This is a genomic window from Frankia sp. CpI1-P (genome assembly GCF_001421075.1).
Classification (GTDB): Bacteria; Actinomycetota; Actinomycetes; order Frankiales; family Frankiaceae; genus Frankia; species Frankia torreyi.
Genome location: NZ_LJJX01000002.1, coordinates 37,088 through 57,406, shown reverse-complemented (window position 1 = coordinate 57,406; position 20,319 = coordinate 37,088). Strand labels below are relative to the sequence as shown.

15 protein-coding genes and 16 pseudogenes are annotated in these 20,319 nt (G+C 71.2%); 1 reads left to right on the top strand and 30 read right to left on the bottom strand.

The genetic code is table 11. The features are described from left to right. Positions 1-277 precede the first annotated feature (277 nt). Positions 278-1,318 carry a murein hydrolase activator EnvC gene (locus FF86_RS01825; protein ID WP_044886196.1) on the top strand — a complete coding sequence of 347 codons (1,041 nt, stop codon included), beginning with the start codon at positions 278-280 and terminating at the stop codon, positions 1,316-1,318. 28 nt (positions 1,319-1,346) lie between these two features. On the opposite strand, the gene FF86_RS01820 is transcribed toward FF86_RS01825, so the two are convergent. The 30 genes and pseudogenes from FF86_RS01820 to FF86_RS01740 all read right to left on the bottom strand — a co-directional run. Beyond that, positions 1,347-2,444 carry a tyrosine recombinase XerC gene (locus FF86_RS01820; protein WP_052681199.1) on the bottom strand — a complete coding sequence of 366 codons (1,098 nt, stop codon included), beginning with the start codon at positions 2,442-2,444 and terminating at the stop codon, positions 1,347-1,349. Positions 2,445-2,629: 185 nt separating this feature from the next. After that, positions 2,630-2,882: pseudogene (locus FF86_RS64800) on the bottom strand (DNA-protecting protein DprA); the annotation flags it as partial. 1 nt (position 2,883) lies between these two features. Beyond that, positions 2,884-3,394: pseudogene (locus FF86_RS38170) on the bottom strand (DNA-processing protein DprA); the annotation flags it as partial. Position 3,395: 1 nt separating this feature from the next. Further along, a pseudogene (locus FF86_RS38165) lies at positions 3,396-3,784 on the bottom strand (DNA-processing protein DprA); the annotation flags it as partial. A gap of 161 nt (positions 3,785-3,945) precedes the next feature. Further along, a pseudogene (locus FF86_RS01810) lies at positions 3,946-5,208 on the bottom strand (YifB family Mg chelatase-like AAA ATPase); the annotation flags it as partial. 1 nt (position 5,209) lies between these two features. Continuing rightward, positions 5,210-5,465, bottom strand: a pseudogene (locus FF86_RS38160) (magnesium chelatase domain-containing protein); the annotation flags it as partial. Positions 5,466-5,483: 18 nt separating this feature from the next. Continuing rightward, the gene (locus tag FF86_RS01805) at positions 5,484-5,840 is read right to left on the bottom strand and encodes a YraN family protein (protein ID WP_044886245.1); all 357 of its coding nucleotides are present in this window, start codon (positions 5,838-5,840) and stop codon (positions 5,484-5,486) included. A gap of 293 nt (positions 5,841-6,133) precedes the next feature. Further along, positions 6,134-6,289: pseudogene (locus FF86_RS38155) on the bottom strand (DUF2469 family protein); the annotation flags it as partial. Position 6,290: 1 nt separating this feature from the next. After that, positions 6,291-6,430: DUF2469 family protein (locus FF86_RS38150; protein WP_242418046.1), on the bottom strand; the 140-nt coding region annotated here is incomplete at its 3' end. Continuing rightward, positions 6,427-6,506, bottom strand: a pseudogene (locus tag FF86_RS38145) (ribonuclease HII); the annotation flags it as partial. The gene FF86_RS38150 and the pseudogene FF86_RS38145, both read right to left, overlap by 4 nt. Position 6,507: 1 nt before the next feature. Beyond that, positions 6,508-6,571, bottom strand: a pseudogene (locus tag FF86_RS61715) (hypothetical protein); the annotation flags it as partial. Between the two features lies 1 nt (position 6,572). Next, on the bottom strand, positions 6,573-7,152 hold a 580-nt coding region (locus tag FF86_RS01795), incomplete at its 3' end, for a ribonuclease HII (RefSeq protein WP_242418005.1). Next, on the bottom strand, positions 7,149-7,979 hold the full coding sequence (gene lepB / locus FF86_RS01790) for a signal peptidase I (protein WP_370657106.1): 831 nt from the start codon (positions 7,977-7,979) through the stop codon (positions 7,149-7,151). The genes FF86_RS01795 and lepB, both read right to left, overlap by 4 nt. A gap of 511 nt (positions 7,980-8,490) precedes the next feature. After that, positions 8,491-8,847, bottom strand: coding sequence for a 50S ribosomal protein L19 (gene rplS, locus FF86_RS01785; RefSeq protein ID WP_044886201.1), 357 nt, complete (start codon positions 8,845-8,847; stop codon positions 8,491-8,493). A 371-nt stretch (positions 8,848-9,218) separates the two neighbouring features. Next, positions 9,219-10,043, bottom strand: a complete 825-nt coding sequence (gene trmD, locus FF86_RS01780) for a tRNA (guanosine(37)-N1)-methyltransferase TrmD (protein WP_044886246.1) — start codon at positions 10,041-10,043, stop codon at positions 9,219-9,221. 84 nt (positions 10,044-10,127) lie between these two features. After that, positions 10,128-10,331 (bottom strand): annotated as a pseudogene (locus tag FF86_RS38140) (PRC-barrel domain-containing protein); the annotation flags it as partial. 1 nt (position 10,332) lies between these two features. Further along, positions 10,333-10,670: pseudogene (locus FF86_RS38135) on the bottom strand (ribosome maturation factor RimM); the annotation flags it as partial. A 47-nt stretch (positions 10,671-10,717) separates the two neighbouring features. Next, entirely contained in the window at positions 10,718-10,951 is a 234-nt protein-coding gene (locus FF86_RS01770; protein WP_009742328.1) for an RNA-binding protein, read from the bottom strand. After that, complete coding sequence (gene rpsP, locus FF86_RS01765; RefSeq protein WP_011606864.1) at positions 10,952-11,398, bottom strand: 30S ribosomal protein S16; 447 nt, start codon at positions 11,396-11,398, stop codon at positions 10,952-10,954. 242 nt (positions 11,399-11,640) lie between these two features. Next, positions 11,641-12,232, bottom strand: a pseudogene (locus FF86_RS38130) (signal recognition particle protein); the annotation flags it as partial. Between the two features lies 1 nt (position 12,233). Then, the coding region (locus FF86_RS38125) for a signal recognition particle protein (RefSeq protein ID WP_242418004.1) at positions 12,234-13,194 on the bottom strand (961 nt) is incomplete at its 3' end. A 515-nt stretch (positions 13,195-13,709) separates the two neighbouring features. Beyond that, positions 13,710-13,834 (bottom strand): annotated as a pseudogene (locus FF86_RS38120) (signal recognition particle-docking protein FtsY); the annotation flags it as partial. A gap of 1 nt (position 13,835) precedes the next feature. Next, on the bottom strand, positions 13,836-14,981 hold a 1,146-nt coding region (gene ftsY, locus FF86_RS01755), incomplete at its 3' end, for a signal recognition particle-docking protein FtsY (RefSeq protein ID WP_242418003.1). 70 nt (positions 14,982-15,051) lie between these two features. Continuing rightward, a pseudogene (locus FF86_RS38115) lies at positions 15,052-15,271 on the bottom strand (hypothetical protein); the annotation flags it as partial. A gap of 1 nt (position 15,272) precedes the next feature. After that, positions 15,273-15,923, bottom strand: a pseudogene (locus FF86_RS38110) (chromosome segregation protein SMC); the annotation flags it as partial. A 1-nt stretch (position 15,924) separates the two neighbouring features. Next, positions 15,925-18,619, bottom strand: a pseudogene (locus FF86_RS01750) (chromosome segregation protein SMC); the annotation flags it as partial. A gap of 1 nt (position 18,620) precedes the next feature. Next, positions 18,621-18,888: AAA family ATPase (locus FF86_RS38105; protein WP_242418002.1), on the bottom strand; the 268-nt coding region annotated here is incomplete at its 3' end. A gap of 428 nt (positions 18,889-19,316) precedes the next feature. Beyond that, the gene (locus tag FF86_RS01745; protein WP_044886204.1) at positions 19,317-19,514 is read right to left on the bottom strand and encodes a hypothetical protein; all 198 of its coding nucleotides are present in this window, start codon (positions 19,512-19,514) and stop codon (positions 19,317-19,319) included. Between the two features lie 213 nt (positions 19,515-19,727). Next, positions 19,728-19,780 (bottom strand): annotated as a pseudogene (locus FF86_RS61710) (acylphosphatase); the annotation flags it as partial. Positions 19,781-19,792: 12 nt separating this feature from the next. Continuing rightward, positions 19,793-20,024, bottom strand: a 232-nt coding sequence (locus FF86_RS01740; protein ID WP_396229732.1) for an acylphosphatase, incomplete at its 3' end; no start/stop codon positions are given. Positions 20,025-20,319 lie beyond the last annotated feature (295 nt).

The window sequence follows — 20,319 nt, the reverse complement described above, 5'->3', positions numbered from 1 at the left end:
CGGCGGGATCATCCTTCGCCGATCTCCGCCGCGGCAGGCGGACGGACCGCGACGACCGCGCAGCAGGCCGATCCGCAGGTCGACAACTCACCCGAGATCAACGCCGAAGCAAGTTATCCACAGTCGGAAACTTTGGACTACCCAACNAGAGCAAAACACCGCACCGTGGAACCGGCCGATCCGCCGCTCTCGCGGACCGGCCAAGCGGCGGCCGGACCGTCGCCCCGGACGCCACCCGGCCGCCGCGCCTCCCTCGACCCCGGAGGTTGGGACCGCCATGCCCAGACTGCCCCGCTTCGATCCGCTCTGGCTCGTCATCCCGGCGATCGCGCTGCTGATCGCCGTCGGCTGGCCCACCAGAGTTCCGATCAACCCGCGTGGGAGCGGGCCGCCCGCCACCATCACCGCGCGCACCGCCGACCCGGCCGACCCGCTGCCAGGCACGGAGCTGGATGACGGCCTCGGGACCGGTCCGCGAGACGGGGCGGTCCCGAACGACACGATCGGCCAGGCTCTGGCGGCGGCACCAGAACCCGTCGCCGCCACGACCCGAGCGCCCGTCCCAGGCGCGGGGGTCACCGTCGCACCCCCACGTCCGACCACGTCGCCTGGCGCGTCCTCCGCCCGAGCGGTCCCCGCCGTGCCGGGCACAACGACACCGGCACCCAGCGCGTCCCTGCCCACCCGCGACGCCGCCTCCGGGCCGGGCCCGGGAGATCCGTCCTCCATCCACCGACCCCCCGAGCCGGGTTCGACCCGGCCCGGGGATCCTCGGCGACCGGCCCTGTCCCCGCCGGTCGCCGACCCGCCGGGCGGTGGCGCGCGGGCGCCACGCCGCGCACCACCGCCCGGCGCTTCCGACCGACTCGCCGCCGCGGCGGAGCCCGCCACCACAGAAGGCGTTCCGCCGCTGCGATGGCCGCTGCCGGGTCCGGTGGCGGTGAGCCGAGCTTTCCAACGCCCGGCGACGCCCTTCGGCCCCGGCCACCGTGGCGTCGATCTGCGGGGTTCGCCGGCCGGATCCGTGCTCGCGGCAGCCGCCGGAACTGTGAGCTTCGCAGGTCCCGTGGCGGGACGGGGAGTGGTCACCATCGATCATGGGATGGTCCGGACGACCTACGAACCCCTGCGGCCCGCCGTCCACGCGGGCGCCGTCGTCCGCGCGGGCGACCTGCTCGGCTGGCTCACCGACGGCCACCCCGGCTGCCCCACGACGACATGCCTGCACTGGGGGCTGTTGCGCGGCGTGGAGTACCTCGATCCCCTGAGTTCGTTCCGGCGTGTTCCGCCTCGGCTCCTACCCCTTCGCCCCGGATGACCGACGACAGTCGACAGTCCGGAGCGAGTCACGCCCGCGGGTGCGCCTGGTCGAAGGCCGCACGGAGTCGCTCCGGGGTCACATGCGTGTAGATCTGTGTGGTGGCCAGGTTGGCGTGGCCGAGAAACTCCTGGACAGAGCGGAGATCCGCGCCTCCCTCGAGCATGTGCGTCGCCGCCGAGTGGCGCAGTCCGTGCGGCGTCAGCCCCGTGGGAACGATGCCCAACTCCACACAACGCGCCAGGACTCGCCGCACCGTGCGTGGATCGAGCCGGCCCCCGAGCTGCCCCAGCATCAGAGCCGACCCGCTGCGGGGTACGGCCAGGAGCGGGCGGCCCGAGGTCCGCCACGCCCGCAGCGCCCTGGCCGCGGGCACACCGAACGGAACGCTGCGCTCCCGGCCGCCCTTGCCGCGTACCCGCAGCAGCCGCCGCTCGTCGTCGATGTCCCCGAGGTCCAGTCCGCACAGCTCGGACACCCGGACCCCGCTGCCATAGAGCAGTTCGAACATCAGCGCGTCACGCAGGCCGAGAGCCCTTCGCACGGCTGCGTCGTCATCGCGACCCGGTCGTGCACCGGTGAAGTGCCGTACCTGTTCGGCGGACTGATCGCCCGGCGCCTGGCCCGGCCCGGACACCGCATCAAGGAGCTGGCGCGCAGCGGCAGCAGTCAGAACCTGCGGCACCTGCCGGATCGCGCGCGCACCGACCAGCCGGGCGGCCACGTCGGTCGCCAGGAATCCGCGGCGGACCGCATAGGCCGAGAACACTCGGGCAAGCGAGGCACGCCGCGCACGTGTCGCCGGAGCCGCACCGGCGGCGCGCATGGCGGCCAACCAACTGCGCAGAACCGTCAGATCCAGGTCGGCGAGCTCCGGGCGCCCCTCCCGCTCCGCGTGCGCCCGCAGACTCGCCAGATCGGCGACGTAGGCACGAACCGTCTCCGGCGACCGGTCAAGCTCCGCGACGAGGTGGCGCCGGAAGCCGGCGATCGCCGCGGCCCAGCCCACTTCGGCGCCTTCGACCACCGCCGGCCTCGGAGCAGGGCACGCGCTCGCCGTCCGGGCTCCCCCGGGGGCCGGATCCACCCGGCCACGCTCAGGACCACGATCGCGGTGCGATGCCATGCGAGGACCGTCTCCGGACCTGGTCGCCGCGTCAAGACCCCGTCGACGGCGGACGTTGTGCTGCGTGGCGTCGCGGGCAGGCGACGGATTCGGCTCGACTGCCTCGGCTCGACTGCCTCGGCTACCCGGGCGATCCCCGAAGGGAGACCCCGCCGGATCGGACCACGTCCGGACGGGGTCTCCGCTCAGCTTCGGCGAGACCGGGACCGGGCGTTGGACGGCGCCCGGCCGAGCGGGGTCAGCCGGTAACCGTTGGGGACGCTCTCGACCAGCCCCTCCACGGTCAGCGGCCCCAGCATGGCCAGCACCTCCTCCGGGCGCAGCCCGGTCCGCTGGGACAACACCGACACGCCGACCGCCGCGCGGGAAGGCATGGCATCGAGCAGATCACGCACCATCGCGGACAGTTCGTCGCGAGGCCCGACGGCCGTCGGTGGGNGCGCAGCGAACCGGCCCACGGCCGCGATCTCCTCACTGATGTCCTCGGCCCCGGTGACCAGCACGGTCTGTTCCCGGAAGTCGCGGAGCAACCGGTGGCACCCGGCGCTCATCGCGCTGGTGACAGGCCCGGGTACGGCCATCACCTGGCGGCCGAGGCGACGGGCGTGGGCGACCGTGTTGAGCGCGCCGCTGCGAAGGCCCGCCTCAACCAGCACGGTCCCGCGGCACAACGCGGCGATCACCCGATTCCGGGTCAGGAAGCGCCGACGGAAGGGTGGGGTACCGGGCGAGACCTCGCTGACGACGGCGCCCGTGCGACCGATCTCGGCCAGCAGCTCCACATGAGCGGCCGGATACGGCACGTCGACGCCGCCGGCGAGGACAGCGACGGTCGGTCCGGCCGCGGCCAGCGCGCCGCGGTGCGCCGCCGCGTCGATCCCGAACGCCGCCCCCGACACGATCGCCCAGCCCTGCTCCGCCATCGTGAAGGCGATCTCGCCGGCGAGATGNAGACCGTAGCTCGTCGCGGCGCGGCAACCCACCAGGGCGACCGCCCGCGACGCGAGCTCTCGCAGGTCACCGGGCCCCCGCACCCACAGGCACAGGGGTGCGCCGATCGCGGAACCGTCGCCCTCGTCACGCAGGCGATCCAGCGCGTCGAGCTCGATCGGCCATTCGGGATCCTGCGGGCACACCAGCCGGGCACCGACCCGCGACGCAGCGTCCAGGTCGCGCAGGGGATCCACCCCGGGGTGCGCCGACCGCACCTCGGCCCACACCCGAGCGGCACCACGCCGCCCCACCTCGACGGCCACGCGCTGATGTTCGGGTCCGAACACCCGGGTCAGCGCGATCCGGGCGAGTCGCTCCGGGTCCGTCTCCACCACGCCGGCGGGCATCGCTGTCACCGGGATGACGCCCTCGGTCGGCTCCCCGCCGCCCGGCTCGGGCAACACAGATCCGAGATCGGCCCCACTCGCCGCCGACCGCAGGGGGGCCACCCCCGGTGCGGGCAGGCCGGTCCCGGGCTCGGGCGGCTCAGAAGGCGCAACGGGCACGCTCATGCCGCCCATCCGGGCAACCTCAGGTCCAGCGCGGCGCCGAACTGTTCCGGTCCGGGCGATGCCCGCCCGGCGAGGTCGGCGAAGGTCCAGGCCAGACGGTGGACACGGTCAAGGCCACGGGCAGTGAGCAGGCCCGCGTCGAAGGCCCGCTCGGCCACCGCGGTGACCTTCGTGGGCAGCGGCCAGAGCCTGCGCAGCGCCGGACCGGGCACCTCCGCGTTGACCCGCCATGGGGTGCCCGCCAGCCGGCTGCGGGCAAGTTCCCTGGCTGCCGCCACCCGGGCGGCAACCTGCGTCGAGGTGGCCGAGCGTCCCAGATCTGCCTTGAGCTCGGCCCGGCTGGGAGCGCTCAGGGCCACCTGGATGTCGATCCGGTCCAGCAGTGGGCCGGAGAGGCGGGCGAGGTAGCGCCGACGCACCAGGCTCGGACACTCACAGCCCGTCGCCCGCGGCCCACGCGCCCTCGCGCAGGGGCACGGGTTGGCGGCGAGGACGAGCTGGAACCGCGCCGGAAACCGGGCTGTCGCCCGGGCTCTGGCCACCTCGATCGTGCCGCTCTCCAGCGGCTGGCGCAGGGCGTCGAGACTCTGCCGATTGAACTCGGGGGCTTCGTCCAGGAAAAGAATCCCGCGATGGGCCTGGCTGGCCAACCCCGGACGAATGACCGCCGAGCCCGACCCGACCAACGCCGCCGGGGTCGCGCTGTGATGCGGGCTGCGGTAGGGCGGGCGGGTGACGAGGGGAGCGTTCGACGGTAGCAGGCCGGCCACCGAGTGCACTGCCGTCACCTCCAGCGAGGCGTCGATGTCGAGCATGGGCAGCAGGCCGGGCAGCCGGTCGGCCAGCATCGTCTTCCCGCTGCCGGGCGGCCCCTGCATGAACAGGTGGTGGCCGCCCGCCGCGGCGACCTCGACGGCGAGCCGACCCCGGGTCTGGCCGGCCACGTCCGCCAGGTCCAGGCTCGACGCCTCGGCCGGGGCGGGTGCAGCGAGCGGCGGCGCCGCCACTTCCGGCGCGGCGGCATCCCCGCGCAGGACTGCCAGCACGCCGGCCAGATCTATGGCCGGTTCGACACGGGCGCCGGGCACCAGCGCCGCCTCGGCCGCGTTGGCCGCCGGGACCACCACGCACTCGACGCCCACAGCGGCCGCCTTGAGCACTGCTGGCAACACTCCTCTCACCGCGCGCACACGACCGTCCAGAGCCAGCTCGCCGATGAACACCCGACGCAGCAGGGACTCGGGCGGAACCACCGCGGCNGCGCTGAGCACGGCAACCGCCATCGCCAGATCGAAGCCGCTGCCCGCCTTCGGCAGGGTGGCGGGAAACAGGCCAAGGGTGATCCGACGGGCCGGCCATTTCTGGCCGGAGTTGACCACCGCGGCACGGATCCGGTCGCGCGACTCGTGCAGGGCAGCGTCGGGCAGGCCGATGAGAGTCAGACGCGGCAGGCCGTCGGCAAGATCCGCCTCGACCTCGACCAGATGTCCCTCGACCCCGAGGACCGCGACTGCTCNGGCCCGGGCGAGCGCCATCAGAACGCACCCCGAAGATGCTCGACGCGGACCGGGCCGATCGGCGGACGCGACACCAGCACCACGTCGAAACGCACAGGAGAGGGTTCGTGCGGGTGCTCCGCGAGCCAGCGGGCGGCCAACCGGCGGATCCGGGCCGCCTTCCGACCGACCACCGCTTCCGCGGCAGACCCAAAGCGCGTCCCGGATCGGGTCTTGACCTCGCAGAACACCAGATCAGCCCCGTCCCGGAGCACGAGATCGAGTTCGCCCTCCCGGCAGCGCCAGTTGCGGTCGAGGATCGCCGCGCCCCCCGCAGCCAGATGCCGGGACGCGACCTCCTCTCCGAACCGACCCAGTGCGTCCTTCGCGCGCATCGCCACGCTCCCGTCCGCCGGGGGACGTGCGCCCGCCGGCCTGTTTCAGCGTCGGCGTTGCGGGCGAAAACAACCAGGAGCCTTGATCAAGATGTGGATGACGGACTTTATCCACAGGTGGGCCGCAGGCAGACGGTACCGTCGGGTACGGGTCAGCGGGCCCTGGCGGAGGTGGGCGGCCGGTGAACGAAGCGCCTCGGCCGGAGCGCCGCTTCCATGACCGCCAAGGCTAGAGCGGAGTCGAGGCAGAGCGCTGGTAGCGCCGGCGAGGGCCTGCGACCAAGGGCGGAGCGTCAGAGCTCGGCCTTGGTCAGCTCCTCCACATTGATGTCCTTGAACGTCACGACCCGGACATTCTTCACAAAGCGCGCGGGCCGGAACATGTCCCACACCCAGGCATCCCGCAGGGTCAACTCGAAGAAGACCTCACCGTCCGTGCTGTTCCTGACNTCGATCTGATATTCGTTGGCGAGGTAGAACCGGCGTTCGGTCTCGATGACGTACGAGAACAGCCCCACCACGTCGCGGTACTCGCGGTAGAGCTGGAGCTCCATCTCGGTCTCGTACTTCTCGAGATCTTCCGCGCTCATGCGGTCTCCGTGACGCCGTGCAGGCTGGTCGCAAGCACTCTGTCCTCCAGCCGCAATGATCGGGCTTCCCTCGTCGNCATCGCGTGCGCAGCCACGTTGACGTACGACTTCCGGTGCTCGTCACACGGTCCGTACCGCGCCNGCGCCGCCGCGTGGGCCGCGGTGACGTATCCCTTGTGCTGCGCGAAATCGTACTCGGCATAGCGCGTGTGCAACGCACGCATGATCCGGTCCCTCGTCACCTTCGCCACGATCGAGGCCGCCGCGATGCACGCGGCTACCCGATCCCCCTTCACGACCGCCAACGATTCCGTACCGAAGCCGGCGACCGCAAACCCGTCCGTGAGTACGTAGCCCGGCCGACGCCCCAGCCGCGCGACGGCACGTCGCATGCCGGTGATGTTGGCCACGTGTACTCCGGTCCGGTCGATCTCCGCCGCGGGGATCACCACCGTGGACCAGGCCGCGGCCGATCGCATGACCTCGTCGAAGAGGCCCTCCCGGACCTGCTCGGTCAGCAGCTTGGAGTCCGCCAGCCGAGGCGATAGCCGGCGCCTGCCATCAGGGCCCAGCACCACCGCGGCCACGACCAGAGGACCGGCGCAGGCGCCACGACCCGCCTCGTCGACTCCGGCGACCGGACCCAGCCCACAACGCACCAACGCCCGCTCATAACCGAACAGACCGGCGTCGCGCCGGATCACGACCCCGCGCGGCCTCATGGGGATCCGCGTCGCGGCGGGACCGAACTCCCCGCGATGACGGGCGGTCCATGACGGCGCCGCGCCCGCCAGGCCGGCGGGGCCAGTGCGACGATCGCCACCAGAGAGGTGTCGTCCGTCGCCGGCAGGCCCGCCCCGGGTTGGGCCGCCCCCACGCCCGATGTGTCCGACGCCGCAGGTATCGTGCGCGTCGGCGTCGCGCGAGGAGCGACCGACGCGGCGGGTATCCCACTGAAGGTGTCCGGCACGCCCAGGAAACCGAACCGACTCAGCGGCCAGACCCGGACGAAGGCACGCCCCACCACCTTGTCCTTCGGGATCGGTCCGTTCTGACGGGCATCGGACGACGCCCCCCGGTGATCGCCCATCACCCACAGATAGCCCGCGGGCACCTTCAGCGGACCGAAACGCTGGTAGTCGTTCTGATACACATACGGCTCGTCCAGCGGATGGCCGTTGACCGTCACCCGGCCCTCCGCGTCGCAACACGCGACCGTGTCGCCGCCGACCCCGATGACCCGCTTGATGAAATCGGTTTCACTCGGGGCCCCGAGGCCGAGCAGGTTCTGCGCACCCCGGACGAACTTGCTGAAGACATTGGTGGGCTTGGGAACGATCGACTCCTGATGGTCGAAACCCGTCCCCTTGCCGTTGAACACGACGATCTCGCCCCGATGCACGTCACGAAAATGGTAGACGACCTTGTTGACCAGCACACGGTCGTCGACCAGCAGGGTGCGTTCCATCGACTCTGACGGGATCCAGAAAGCCTGGACCAGCAGCGCCTTGATCAGCAGCGCCAGCAGAAAAGCGACCAGAACGAGCACGGGCAGCTCGCGCAGGAACGAGCCCCGACCCCGGACTCCCGATCCGGGTCGACCGACTCGGCGACCACTGCCTCGCTCGTCCGGTCCCGCAGCCGGCGCCCCGCCCGCGCCGTCGAGTGCGGCCGGGCCGCCGACATCGCCACGGGCCTCCGCGGAGTCAGCAGTCCAGTCGGACCGTTCGTCGGCGGAATCGTTATCACTCCGCGGAGGTGAAACCCGCGGCGGCCCCTCGGATGTGGGACCGACCCATCGCGGATCGCCGACAGGCCGGCTGCCTCCTGCGTCTCCCGGCGGCGGACGATGCCCACCCGGACTGGATGCGTTCACTCCGCCACCTCGCTGGATCGACCGTCTGACCTCATCGGACCGGTCGACGTGCCACCAGCCGCCCCGTGCGACGTCGTTGCGGACCGTGCCGCCCATCTTCGTCCACGAACGGGGCCAACACGCGCACGGAGTACCGGCAAGTCGCCGACGATTGGTCCGGGCGGGGCACTGGGCGACGAGGACGTCAGCGCGAGATCGGCTCCCGCTTCTCCTTGATCTTCGCGGCCTTGCCGCGGAGCTCCCGCAAGTAGTACAGCTTCGCCCGGCGAACGTCACCGCGGGTCACGATCTCGATCTTGGACACGATCGGGCTGTGCAGCGGGAAGGTGCGCTCGACGCCGACGCCGAAGCTCACCTTCCGGACGGTGAAGGTCTCCCGCACTCCGCCACCCTGCCGACGGATGACGGCACCCTGGAAAACCTGGATGCGCTGACGGTTTCCTTCGACGACCCGCACGTGGACCTTGAGGGTGTCGCCCGGCCAGAACTCGGGCACGTCGGTCCTCAGCGACTCGGCGTCGAGGCTGTCCAGGGTGTGCATGGCAGTCGCTTCCTGAAGAGGTTGAGAGTGGATCGTCCGCGCCCTCGGCCCACGACCGCGGCGAACAACCCATGGCCGAGCCCGACCCGGACCCGTGCATCGGCAGGCTCCACCGCGGAGACGTCCCGCAGGGATCATTCGACCTGAGGCCACCCGAGCCGGTCACGAACCGGCGGACACTGCATTGTACTGTGCCACACGAGCGGGCGACTCCGACCGTGCATCCCAGGGCCGCCACACGCCCCGTCAGGCAGCCGCACGCCCGTCGGCGCAGAGGACACAACACGACGACGGCCCGCGATGACCGCCAGGCGTGGCCGTCGGGACCGAACCCAGGCTCCACGTGGCACACGCCCCACCGACCCTGAAGATCACAGCTGGTCCGGCGAATCCATGGCCGAACCGCGCCCAGCCGCGGACTCGCCCTCCGGGGCCGCCCCGGATGCGGTCGCGGCGTGCTGCTGTACTTCGGCCGCCACGGCTTCGAGGACGGCACGGTCAGCGTCGGACAACTCGGCGTGCTCCACCAGATCCGGCCTCCGCAGCAGGGTGCGGCGAAGCGCCTGCGCCCGCCGCCACCGGGCCACGGCCGCGTGATCCCCGGATCGCAGGACCGCCGGTACCTCGGCGCCCCGCCAGACCTGCGGACGCGTGTACACCGGTGCCTCGAGCAGACCGTCGGAAAACGAATCGTCAGCCGCCGACGCGCTGTTACCGAGCACTCCCGGCAGGAGACGGGCGACCGCCTCGAGGATGACCAACGTGGCGACCTCGCCGCCGGCCAGCACGTAGTCACCGATCGAGATCTCGTCATCCGCCCAGGTATCGATCACCCTGGAGTCGATGCCCTCGTAACGACCGCAGCAGAACACCAGCCACGGCTCCCGTGCGAGCTCCTCCGCGTGACGCTGCGAGAACGGCCGGCCCGCCGGGGTCGGCACGACGACCCGCGGGCGGCGTGCCGGGTCCGATGCCGCGATCTCCAACAGCGCCGCGTCCCATGGTTCGGGACGCATCACCATTCCGGGACCACCGCCGTAGGGAGCGTCGTCGACCGTCCTGTGCACGTCGCTGGTCCACGCCCGCAGGTCATGGGTGCGGACGTCGAGGGTCCCACGCTCCTGGGCCCGGCCCACCAAGGACAGGCGCAACGGCTCCAGGTACGCGGGAAAGATGGTCACGACGTCGGCGCGCATCGGCAGCTCCCGGAGCATCGGGATCGGCCCCGAACCAGGAGTCGCCCGCAATGGTGGATCATCGCCGACCGGGCCGGAGCGGAATCAGTCGAGATCAAGCAGACCAGGCGGTGGATCGACGACGATCCGACCCGCAGCCGGATCCACAGTCGGGACGATCTCCCGCACGAACGGAACGAGATGCTCGCCCCCGCCCGGACGCCCGACGGCGAGCAGGTCGCCCGCCGGCGCATGGATGACGTCCGTCACCCGCCCCAGCGGGGCACCGGCCGTCGTGACCGCTTCCAGNCCGACGAGGTCACGGTCCCACCACGTGTCGCCGGCTTCGCCCTCGGCGTCCTCGTCGTCGTCCACCGGTGGTCCGGCCTCGGCGGGGTCGATGGTCAGCAGGACGTCGCGAAGGGCCTCCGCGGCACCCCGATCCTCGACTCCCTCAAAGCGGAGCAGGAGACGGCCCGAATGCCAGCGGGCCACGGCGACCGTGAGGGGGGCACCGCCGCCCTCACGCCCGAGCACCGCACCCAGCGCAAACCGACGCTGCGGCACATCCGTCCGTACCTCGATCGTGACGTCGCCTCGAACACCATGCGGTCGGCCGATCCGGCCGACGACGATCGGCTCAGTCACGGAGGTGGGCGGCGGGTGGACCGGTGGCATCGCCAGGCCGACGAGTGTCAGCGGTCCACATCGACGACATCGATCCGCAGTCCACGGCCGCCAACGCCGCCCATGACCGTGCGCAGAGCACGGGCTGTGCGGCCCCGCCGACCGATGACCTTCCCGAGGTCGTCGGGATGCACCCGCACTTCCAGGGTCCGGCCGCGCCGACCGTTGTTGAGATCCACGCGGACGTCGTCAGGATGGTCAACGATGCCCCGCACGAGATGCTCGAGGGCCGCTTCCAGCACCTACTGCCCCGCGGCGGTCGGCGCGTCCGCGGCCGGTGCGTCCGCACCATCCGCCGACGCGGCCTTCTTGGCCTTCTTCGGAGTGGTCGCCGGACGGTCCTCGGCGCCCGCAGCGGCCCGCGCCGCCGCCTGGAAGATCTCCCGCTTGTCGGCCTTCGGCTCGGCGACCTTCATGGGCGGCGGGGCCGGCAGGTTCTTGAACTTCTGCCAGTCACCGGTGACCTTGAGGATCGCGAGGACCGGCTCGGTGGGCTGAGCCCCGACCGACAGCCAGTGCTGAGCCCGCTCGGCATCGACCTTGATGATGCTCGGGTCGGACTTCGGGTGGTACTGCCCGATGGCCTCGATGACCCGGCCGTCCCGCTTGGTGCGGGCGTCGGCCACGACGATGCGGTAATGCGGCTCGCGCATCTTGCCGAGACGCTGCAATTTAATCTTGGTTGCCACGGTGGTCGAACGGCTCCAGACGTGTCGGTGACCGCCGGACCCCGGAGGTACGGGAGGTCCGACGGTGGGAAAGCACCAGCGCCGGAACAACCACTCGAATCACTCTCGTACAGCACGAGATCGGAGGGCAGCCACACCGACGCTGGCAGGCAGGGCCTGCACTAGAGCTTACAGTCTGCCAGACCGCGGCCGTCAGCCGCGCACCCGGGAGAGCGCGGACTCGTCAGGCGGGACCACGCCTGTCAGCGACCGCCGCGCGGACCTCCGGGCGGCATCCCGCCAAGGCCCTCCTGCTGGCGCATGAGAGCCGCCAGATCCGGCATACCGTCCGGGAACCCAGGCCCCTTGCCGAGACGCTCCTGCGCCGCGGACTTCTGCGCCTTGGCCTGCGCCGCCCGCGCCGCCGGGTTTCCCTTGCGGTTCGCGCCCTTCCCCTTCTTGGCGGCCTTACGGGCGGAGGCGGCCTTCGCCCGGGCCATCCCGCCGGGCAGCCCCATTCCACCCGCCATCTGCCGCATCACCTTGCGGGCCTCGGCGAAGCGGTCGAGCAGCTGGTTGACCTCGGTAACCGTGACACCGGACCCGCGGGCCACGCGCGCCTTACGAGAGGCCTGAAGGATCCTGGGATCACGCCGCTCCCCCGGCGTCATCGACCGGATGATGGCGACCACCCGGTCGACGTCGCGGTCATCGACCTGGGCGAGCTGCTCCTTCATCTGCCCCATGCCGGGCAGCATGCCGAGCAGGTTGCCGATCGGACCCATCTTGCGGACCGTGAGCATCTGGTCGAGGAAGTCCTCGAGCGTGAACTCCGAGGCCGCCATCTTCGCGGCCNTCGCCTCGGCCTGCTCGGCCTCGAACGCCTTCTCAGCCTGCTCGATCAGGGTGAGAACGTCACCCATCCCGAGGATCCGCGACGCCATCCGCTCCGGATGAAAGACGTCGAAGTCGTCGAGGGCCTCGCCGGTGGAGGCGAACATGATCGGGCGCCCGGTCACCTGGGCGACCGACAGCGCCGCGCCGCCGCGGGCGTCACCGTCGAGCTTGGTCAGCACGACGCCGCTGAACCCGACCCCGTCGGCAAAGGCGTTGGCCGTGGCTACGGCGTCCTGACCGATCATGGCGTCGAGGACGAAGAGAATCTCGTCCGGCGAGACGGCGTCACGGATATCCGCGGCCTGACGCATCAACTCCTCGTCGACGCCGAGCCGGCCAGCCGTGTCGACGACGACGACGTCGAAGACCTGGCGGCGGGCGTGGGCCAGCGCGTCGCGAGCCACTCGGACCGGATCCCCGACCCCGTTGCCGGGTTCGGGGGCGAAGACCTCGACGCCGGCGCGCGCCCCCACCACCTGGAGCTGGTTGACCGCATTGGGGCGCTGCAGGTCGGCCGCGACCAGCAGTGGGGTGTGCCCCTGCGCCTTCAGCCACCGCCCCAGCTTGCCTGCGAGGGTGGTCTTGCCCGTGCCCTGCAGGCCGGCAAGGAGGATCACGGTAGGCGGCGTCTTGGCGAACCGCAGAGTCGTCGTGCCGCCACCGAGGATGGCGACGAGCTCCTCATTGACGATCTTGATGACCTGCTGGGCCGGATTCAGCGAGGCGCCGACCTCGGCCCCCCGCGCCCGGCTCTTGATCGCCGCGACGAAACTGCGGACCACGGGAAGCGCGACGTCCGCCTCCAGCAGCGCCACCCGGATCTCCCGTGCCGTGGCGTCGATGTCCGCATCGGTCAGGCGCCCCCGACCACGCAGCGACGTGAAGACCTTGTCGAGGCGGCTGGAAAGGGTGTCGAACACGCGCACACACTCCGAGATCGCAGGCGGACCGCAGGCACCAGCGTACGCACCCGACGACGAGGACAACACACCCCGCGTCCGAACACCCCACGTCCGAACACCCCACGCCCGATCGTCCGGTGCCCGATCGTCCGGTGCCCGATCACCCGATCACCCGGTGATGGATGGCCACTCGCCCTACGCGGGCTCTGGTCCGGCTGGGCGCACAGGCGGACAGGCCGGCGCTGCCGATCACCCCGCAACCATGCGCGGCCCGGCGAGGCATACCCGCACGGACGCCGACCTGGTCTCGTACCGGCCGGATCCGCCCTCTGCGCTGAGGACGGCGAGACGCCTCGCCGGACGCTCACCCCCCAGCCGGAAACTCGCCGAGGACGATCGTCGCGGCTTACCGAGGAGCCTCCCGGCTCCACTCAGCGATGAAGCCTAGATCACATTCGGAGCGACGGGAAGACCTTGACGTGTGACACTCCGTGGTCTCCGTGCACCGCAGGAGCCGAGGGGTGCTCGGTCCGTCAGACCGGCTCGCCGAGCAGGGCGTCGACGAAGGCCTCGGGCTCGAAGGGAGCAAGGTCGTCTGGTCCCTCGCCCAGGCCGATCAGCTTGACCGGCACGCCGAGCTCGCGCTGCACAGCGATGANGATCCCGCCCTTCGCCGTGCCGTCGAGCTTCGTCAGCACGACGCCGGACAACTCCACCGCCTCGGTGAACACCCGGGCCTGGACCAGCGCGTTCTGCCCGGTGGTGGCGTCCAGCACCAGCAGGACCTCGTCGACGGGACCGTGCTTGCCGATCACCCGCTTGATCTTCGCCAACTCGTCCATCAGGCCGGTCTTCGTATGCAGGCGGCCGGCGGTGTCGATCAGCACGGTGTCGGCGGCCGAATCGATGCCCTGCTTCACCGCGTCGAAGGCGACCGAGGCCGGGTCACCGCCCTCGGCCCCACGGACGGTCACGGCACCGACCCGCTCGCCCCAGGTCTGCAGCTGATCCGCAGCCGCCGCCCGGAACGTGTCGGCCGCGCCAAGCACCACCGTTCGGCCCTCGGCCACCAGCAGCCGCGCGATCTTGCCGCAGGTCGTGGTCTTTCCGGTGCCATTGACCCCGACGACGAGGACGACGGCCGGACGATCCGGCACCGACGTCCGCAGCGAACGATCGGTCGCCGTGCCGACCTGGGCGAGTAGTTCGTCGCGCAGCATCGCCCGCGCCTGGGTCGGGGTACTGGCGCCGAGCACCTTGGTGCGTTCACGCAGCGCTGCTACCAGCTCACCAGTAGCCGCCACGCCGACGTCGGCGACGAGCAGGGTCGCCTCCACGTCCTCCCACGTCTCCTCGTCGAGATTGTCGCCCGACAGCAGGGAGAGCAGGCCGCGGCCGAGTGCATTCTGCGAGCGGGACAGGCGTAGGCGCAGTCGCACCAACCGGCCGGCCGCCGGGGCCGGCGTCTCCGCCGGGGGCCGCTGCTGCGGCGGAACCGAGGGCGCGAGGTTCGTGTCCGCCGGTCCCGCGGTTGCGGCGTCCCCGACCACCGGCACGCCGGTCGTGTCCCCCAGGGGCGGCGCGGTCCTGGACGCGGCGGGCAGGCCGACGTCGTCGATCGTCCGGGTCGCCGAATCGCGAGGCGCCTCGGCATCGTCACCGACGCCGGGAGACAGGTCGGTGTCGGACCGGCCGCCCCTTCCGACGGCCCTGCGGGGGCGCCGCCGCACGGCGCTGCCCACCACGAGTCCCATGGTGGCCAGTGCGACGACGGCGATGACGACGATCAGGATGAGGAGCTCCACCCCCCGATCCTGACAGATGGCCGGGGGTGCCCGGGGTGCTCACCCACCCCCGGCACCCACCCGGGCCGGGTCAGACAGCCGCCCGTTCCCGCAACCGCTGGCTGATCACGGTCGTGACTCCGTCACCACGCATCGCCACGCCGTACAGGGCGTCGGCGATCTCCATAGTCCGCTTCTGGTGGGTAATGATGATCAGTTGGGACTTCTGCCGCAGCCCCTCGATGGCGTTCAGCAACCGGCCGAGGTTGCGATCGTCCAGGGCCGCCTCGACCTCATCGAGAACGTAGAACNGTGACGGACGGGCCCGGAAGATCGCCAGCAGTAGCGCGAGTGCGGTCAGCGATCGCTCCCCACCCGACAGCAGTGACAGCCGCTTGACCTTCTTGCCCGGCGGGCGTGCCTCGACCTCGATCCCGGTGGTCAGCATGTCGTCGGGGTCGGTGAGCACCAGGCGGCCCTCGCCACCGGGGAAGAGGGTGGCGAAGACCACCTCGAACTCCCGGGCGGTGTCGGCGAAGGCTGCGGCGAACACCTCACGCACCCGGACGTCGACCTCCTCGACCACGAGCAGCAGGTCCCGCCGTGTGCTCTTGATGTCGTCGAGCTGCGCCGACAGGAACGCCGCCCGCTCCTGCAGGGCAGCGAACTCCTCCAGCGCAAGCGGGTTGATCCGGCCGAGGCGGGCCAGCTGCTTCTCCGCGGTGGCGGCCCTGGCGTTCTGCTCGGCCCGGTCGAACGGCGCCGGCGTACCGTCCGGGTCGTCGGGCGGGACCGGCACCTGTGGCCCGAACTCGGCCACGAGGTCCTCGGCGCCGATCCCGAACTCCTCCATCGCCTTGGTCTCGAGCGTCTCCGCCCGCAGCCGCTTCTCCGCGCGGGCCAGTTCGTCGCGGTGCGCCGCATCCCGAAGCGCCGCAACCTCGGTGGCAAGTGCCCGCGTCTNCTCACGCACGGCGGTCAGGTCCGACTCGGTCGCGCGGCGCAGGGCTTCGGCCTCCGCACGCTCGGCCGCAGCACGGGCCAACGAACGGTCCAACCGATCCAGGGTCACCTGGGTGGCGTCCCCGAGTGCCGCCGCGACCACAGCCTGCCGCTCGCGCACCTCCCTCCGGCGGGCGGCGGCGGCCCGGGCCGCTCGTTCGCTCGCCGCGGCCCGGATCAGCCCGTCCGCTCGACCCTGCAGGCCGCGCACCCGTTCCTCGCTGGTCCGCACGGCCAGCCGGGCCTCTACCTCGGCGGCACGCACGGCCGAGGTAGCGGTGACCAGCCGATCCCGCTCGGCCGGCGTCGGCTCGTCGATCTCCGGCTGCGCCGAGGTTGCGGCGAGGGCGGTCTCCAGCTCGGTCAGCGCGCCGTAGGCCCGGTCCCTGGCCGTCTCCGCGCGGCCGCGAACGGCCTCGAGCCGGGCCACCTCCGAGCCCGCACCGCCCTTCGCCCGCTCAAGCTGTGCGACCTGCTCGGACAACGCTCGATACCGGGCGTCGGCCCCGTGCAGGGCGGCCAGCGCCGCGTCGATGGCCGAACGGGTCCGCGCCACCTCGGCTCTGGCCGGCTCGAAGGACTCGTGGGCCGACTCGGCCCGTCGGGCCGCCTCCACCACTCCGGCCTGCGCCTCGTCGGCCGCCGCGCGCAGCTCGATCGCCGACGGCGGATGTGCGCTGCCCCCGATCGACGCTGCGGGACCGAGGACATCGCCGGACCTCGTGACAGTCCGCAGATCAGGCCGAGACCGGACGGCGAGCTCGGCGGCGGCCAGATCGTCGACGACGATGGTGCGTTCGAGCAGCGACACCAGCGCGAAACGGAAACGGTCGTCGACAATCTCCACCAGGGCCAGGGCGGGGACGCAGCCCTCGGGGAGCGGGCCGGCCACGTCGCCGACCGGCTCGTCCGCCTCGCCGCGGCCCCGGCCGGTGCGCTGCCATCCGCCGACGCCCTCGGCATCGCCTGCGGTCCCGCTCCCATCTCCCATGGTCCCGGCGATCACCACCGCAGCTCGGCCGGCATCGGCCTGCCGCAGCCAGGCGAACGCGGTCAGTACCTCGGTCGGCGTGGCGACCAACAGCGCGTCGGCCGCCGGCCCCAGCGCCGCAGCCACCGCTACCTCGGCTCCCGGCCGCACGGTCACAACGTCGGACAGCCGGCCCAGGGGCGCAAAAGAGGGGTCCAGGGGCGGGAGTTCGGGCCGGCCCCTGTCGGCCGAGGCGGAGTCCTTCATCGCACCTGATCGGTGCCGACGGCTACCGGGTCCGCCCCTTTTCCCGCCGGACGACCTCGCGGGCGACCCATCACCCGATGACACGCCATCGTGAGCCCGCTCGGCGCCGTCTCGCGGGCCGCCCGCGTTGCCCGGCGGCTCGCCCTGAGGAACCCGCGCCCGCGCGACGGCCTCGAGCAGAGCCGCCACGCCGTCGGCTGGCACGAGCGAAAGCTGGAGAGCATCACGGCGCGCCGTCCAGGACGCCCGGTCCCGCTCGGCCGCACGCTCCTGTGCCCGCAGCGTCTCCAGGCGGTCGGTCGCACTGGCATGCACCGCCACCGCGGTGCGGTGCCGTTCGGCGAGTTCCTCTCGAGCGCCCTCCATCTGGGTGAGTTCCGTCTCCAGCGCGGTCCGGGATTGGGCGGCCTCCGCATCGCGCTCCCGTGCGGCCGTCAGCGCCTCCGTCGTCCGCGCGATCTCCTCTTCCGCGCCGCTCGCCCTCGACCGCGCGGCCTCGACCTGGCCGGCGAGCCGAGCGATCTCCTCGCGCCGGGAGGACGCGGCGCGGGCCGCGGCGATCAGCTCTCGTTCCTCGTGTGCCAGCGCTGCCTCGAGGTCCGCCCGCCTGATGACCACCTCCTCGAGCAGCTCGCGATCGCGTTCCAACCGCTCGGTGAGCGCGATCTCCTGCTCCCGGACCGCGATCGCCTCCTGCTCGAGCTCCTCTGGATCACGGCGACCCCGTAGCTCATCGGATCCGATCCGCAGCAGCCGGGCTCGCTCAGTCGCCAGCGAGCGGGTTCCCAGCAACCGCTCCCGCAGGGAGGCCATCGCGTACCAGGTCTCCTGCGCCGCGGCCGCACGAGGGACGACGGCGGCAAGCTCCGCCTGGAGCTGCGCTTCACGCTGCGCCGTGGCGCGTTGCGCCGTCTCCGAGTCGGTGAGACGTCGCCGCAGCGCCTCCTCGTCCACGACGTCTGAGGCGATCGCGGTCCGCGCAGAGTGCAGATCGTCCGCAAGCAGCCGAAGTCGGGCGTCCCTGAGCGAGGCCTGGATGACTCCGGCCTTTCGCGCGATCTCCGCCTGCCGGCCGAGCGGACCTAGCTGCCGACGTAGCTCCGCGGACAGGTCGCTGAGTCGGGTGAGGTTCGCCGACATCGCCTCAAGCTTGCGCAGCGCCTTCTCCTTGCGCTTGCGGTGCTTGAGAACGCCGGCGGCCTCCTCGATGAACGCACGGCGATCTTCGGGGCGCGCGTGCAGCACGGCGTCGAGCTGGCCCTGGCCCACGATCACGTGCAACTCGCGGCCGATCCCCGAGTCGCTCATGAGCTCCTGGATGTCGAGGAGCCGGCATCCCGTGCCGTTGATCGTGTATTCGCTCTCCCCGCTGCGAAACATGAGACGGCCGACGGTCACCTCGGTGTACTCAATCGGCAACNCGCCGTCGGAGTTGTCGATCGTGAGCAGCACCTCGGCCCGACCAAGCGCCGGGCGTGCGGGTGTGCCCGCAAAGATGACGTCCGACATGGTGCCGCCCCGCAACGCCTTGGCGCCCTGCTCCCCAAGCACCCAGGCGATGGCATCGACCACATTGCTCTTACCGGACCCATTCGGGCCTACCACACAGGTAATTCCGGGCTCGAGATGCAAGGAGGTCGAGCTCGCAAAGGACTTGAAGCCCCGCAGGGTCAGGCTCTTGAGGTGCACCGGTCTCCGGAGCGGTGAGGAGGGCTCGCCGGACTGGTGACGGATAGCCGGGAGCAGCCGACGGTGGGATAGACCCATCCTATCGAGCGACACAAAGCACGCATGCAGCTACACTCCGCAGTCGCGCTCCGAAATAGGGCCTGCGGAGTCGGAGAAGTAACCTGTCTCGCCAGGATTCCGGCAAGACCGACACTGCAATCCCAGCCCCGAACGGGGACGGAACATCGCAGCACTCCGGGTCACGCTAGGAGTACACTCCCGAACGACGACCCTGATGTCGCGACGGCCGCCCCCGACCAAGCGACGCCTCAATTACAGTATGTAGCCAATTACGCACACACTTAAGGCCCGAAAATCGCTTAAGCTGGGCGGAGTCAGTACGAAGGGGCGTTCCTCACAGGAAACGCCCCGATAGCCGACCTTGCGGTTCAGGTGTACGCCGGCTCGGCGTCGAGTGCCCGGACATCCTCCGGTACGTCGACACCTCCGACCAGTGCCTCGTTGACCTCGCGTACTCGAGTCAGTTCAGCCTCAAGTTCCGCAACTCGAGCACGGAGCCGGCGCACCTCGTAGGAGAGACGCAGGTCGCTGCCGGAACCGACGTGGCCGAAAAGGGCCTTCGCCATAGTGATGGTCCTCCACGATGAGTGACCTAGTGGGTGTCGGACAACACAAGATCCGAACAGATCAGAGTGCGCCCCAAACAATGGNTCTAGAGTCCCACGCCGAGTGACCGAAAGTCAAGAGCATGCCACATGCCCCCCGACTGATCCGGTGAACACGCAAAAACTTGACGGTCATCCTGACGACAGTTGGGCCAGCNCAGTGTCCACAGGCAGTCACTTCCGGCGAAAGTCGACCAGATCGCCCTGTGCCCTCTGCCACACCACCTNGACCCGATCCNTCCAACCGGGAGTGTGACCCGTCACGAGCAGGCGGGCCAGGTTCTGACATGCGGACGCCGCGCCCTCCGCAATCACCACGACGGCGCCATCGGGCATATTGGTGGCCGTTCCCACCAGGCCGAGCCGGCGGCCACGGGTGCGCACGTAGTCACGAAAACCGACGCCCTGGACACGGCCGACGACACGAGCCGTGAAGCGGACCACGGTCGGGCCAGGCGCCGCCTGCTTCATGGATACCTCGCTCATCAGCACGGTAGGGTACAGCCCATCGTGGACACCTCATCTTTCTCAGACATGGCAGGCTGTTCGAGCGAGGCGCGACGGCCGGTGGACCCTCAACGGGCGCGGCCGCTGGGGCCGCGTTCCCGCCGCAGGTCCACCGCCGTGGCACTCGTCTGCGGAGCCCTCGGGTCCGCTCTGCTGATAAGCGGTTGCGGGCAGAACTTCTCCCAGGACGGCGGAGCGCTACCCGTCCCGCACGCAAGCACCGATGGTGATCGCCATGTGACGCCAGAACCGGTCGACG

Coding starts and splice junctions, on each gene's coding strand:
- FF86_RS01825 (WP_044886196.1), top strand. CDS start 278: ATGCCCAGACTGCCCCGCTTCGATCCGCTCTGGCTCGTCATCCCGGCG.
- FF86_RS01820 (WP_052681199.1), bottom strand. CDS start 2,444: ATGGCATCGCACCGCGATCGTGGTCCTGAGCGTGGCCGGGTGGATCCG.
- FF86_RS01745 (WP_044886204.1), bottom strand. CDS start 19,514: ATGGCGAAGGCCCTTTTCGGCCACGTCGGTTCCGGCAGCGACCTGCGT.
- trmD (WP_044886246.1), bottom strand. CDS start 10,043: ATGCGCGCCGACGTCGTGACCATCTTTCCCGCGTACCTGGAGCCGTTG.
- rplS (WP_044886201.1), bottom strand. CDS start 8,847: ATGCACACCCTGGACAGCCTCGACGCCGAGTCGCTGAGGACCGACGTG.
- FF86_RS01805 (WP_044886245.1), bottom strand. CDS start 5,840: ATGCGCGCGAAGGACGCACTGGGTCGGTTCGGAGAGGAGGTCGCGTCC.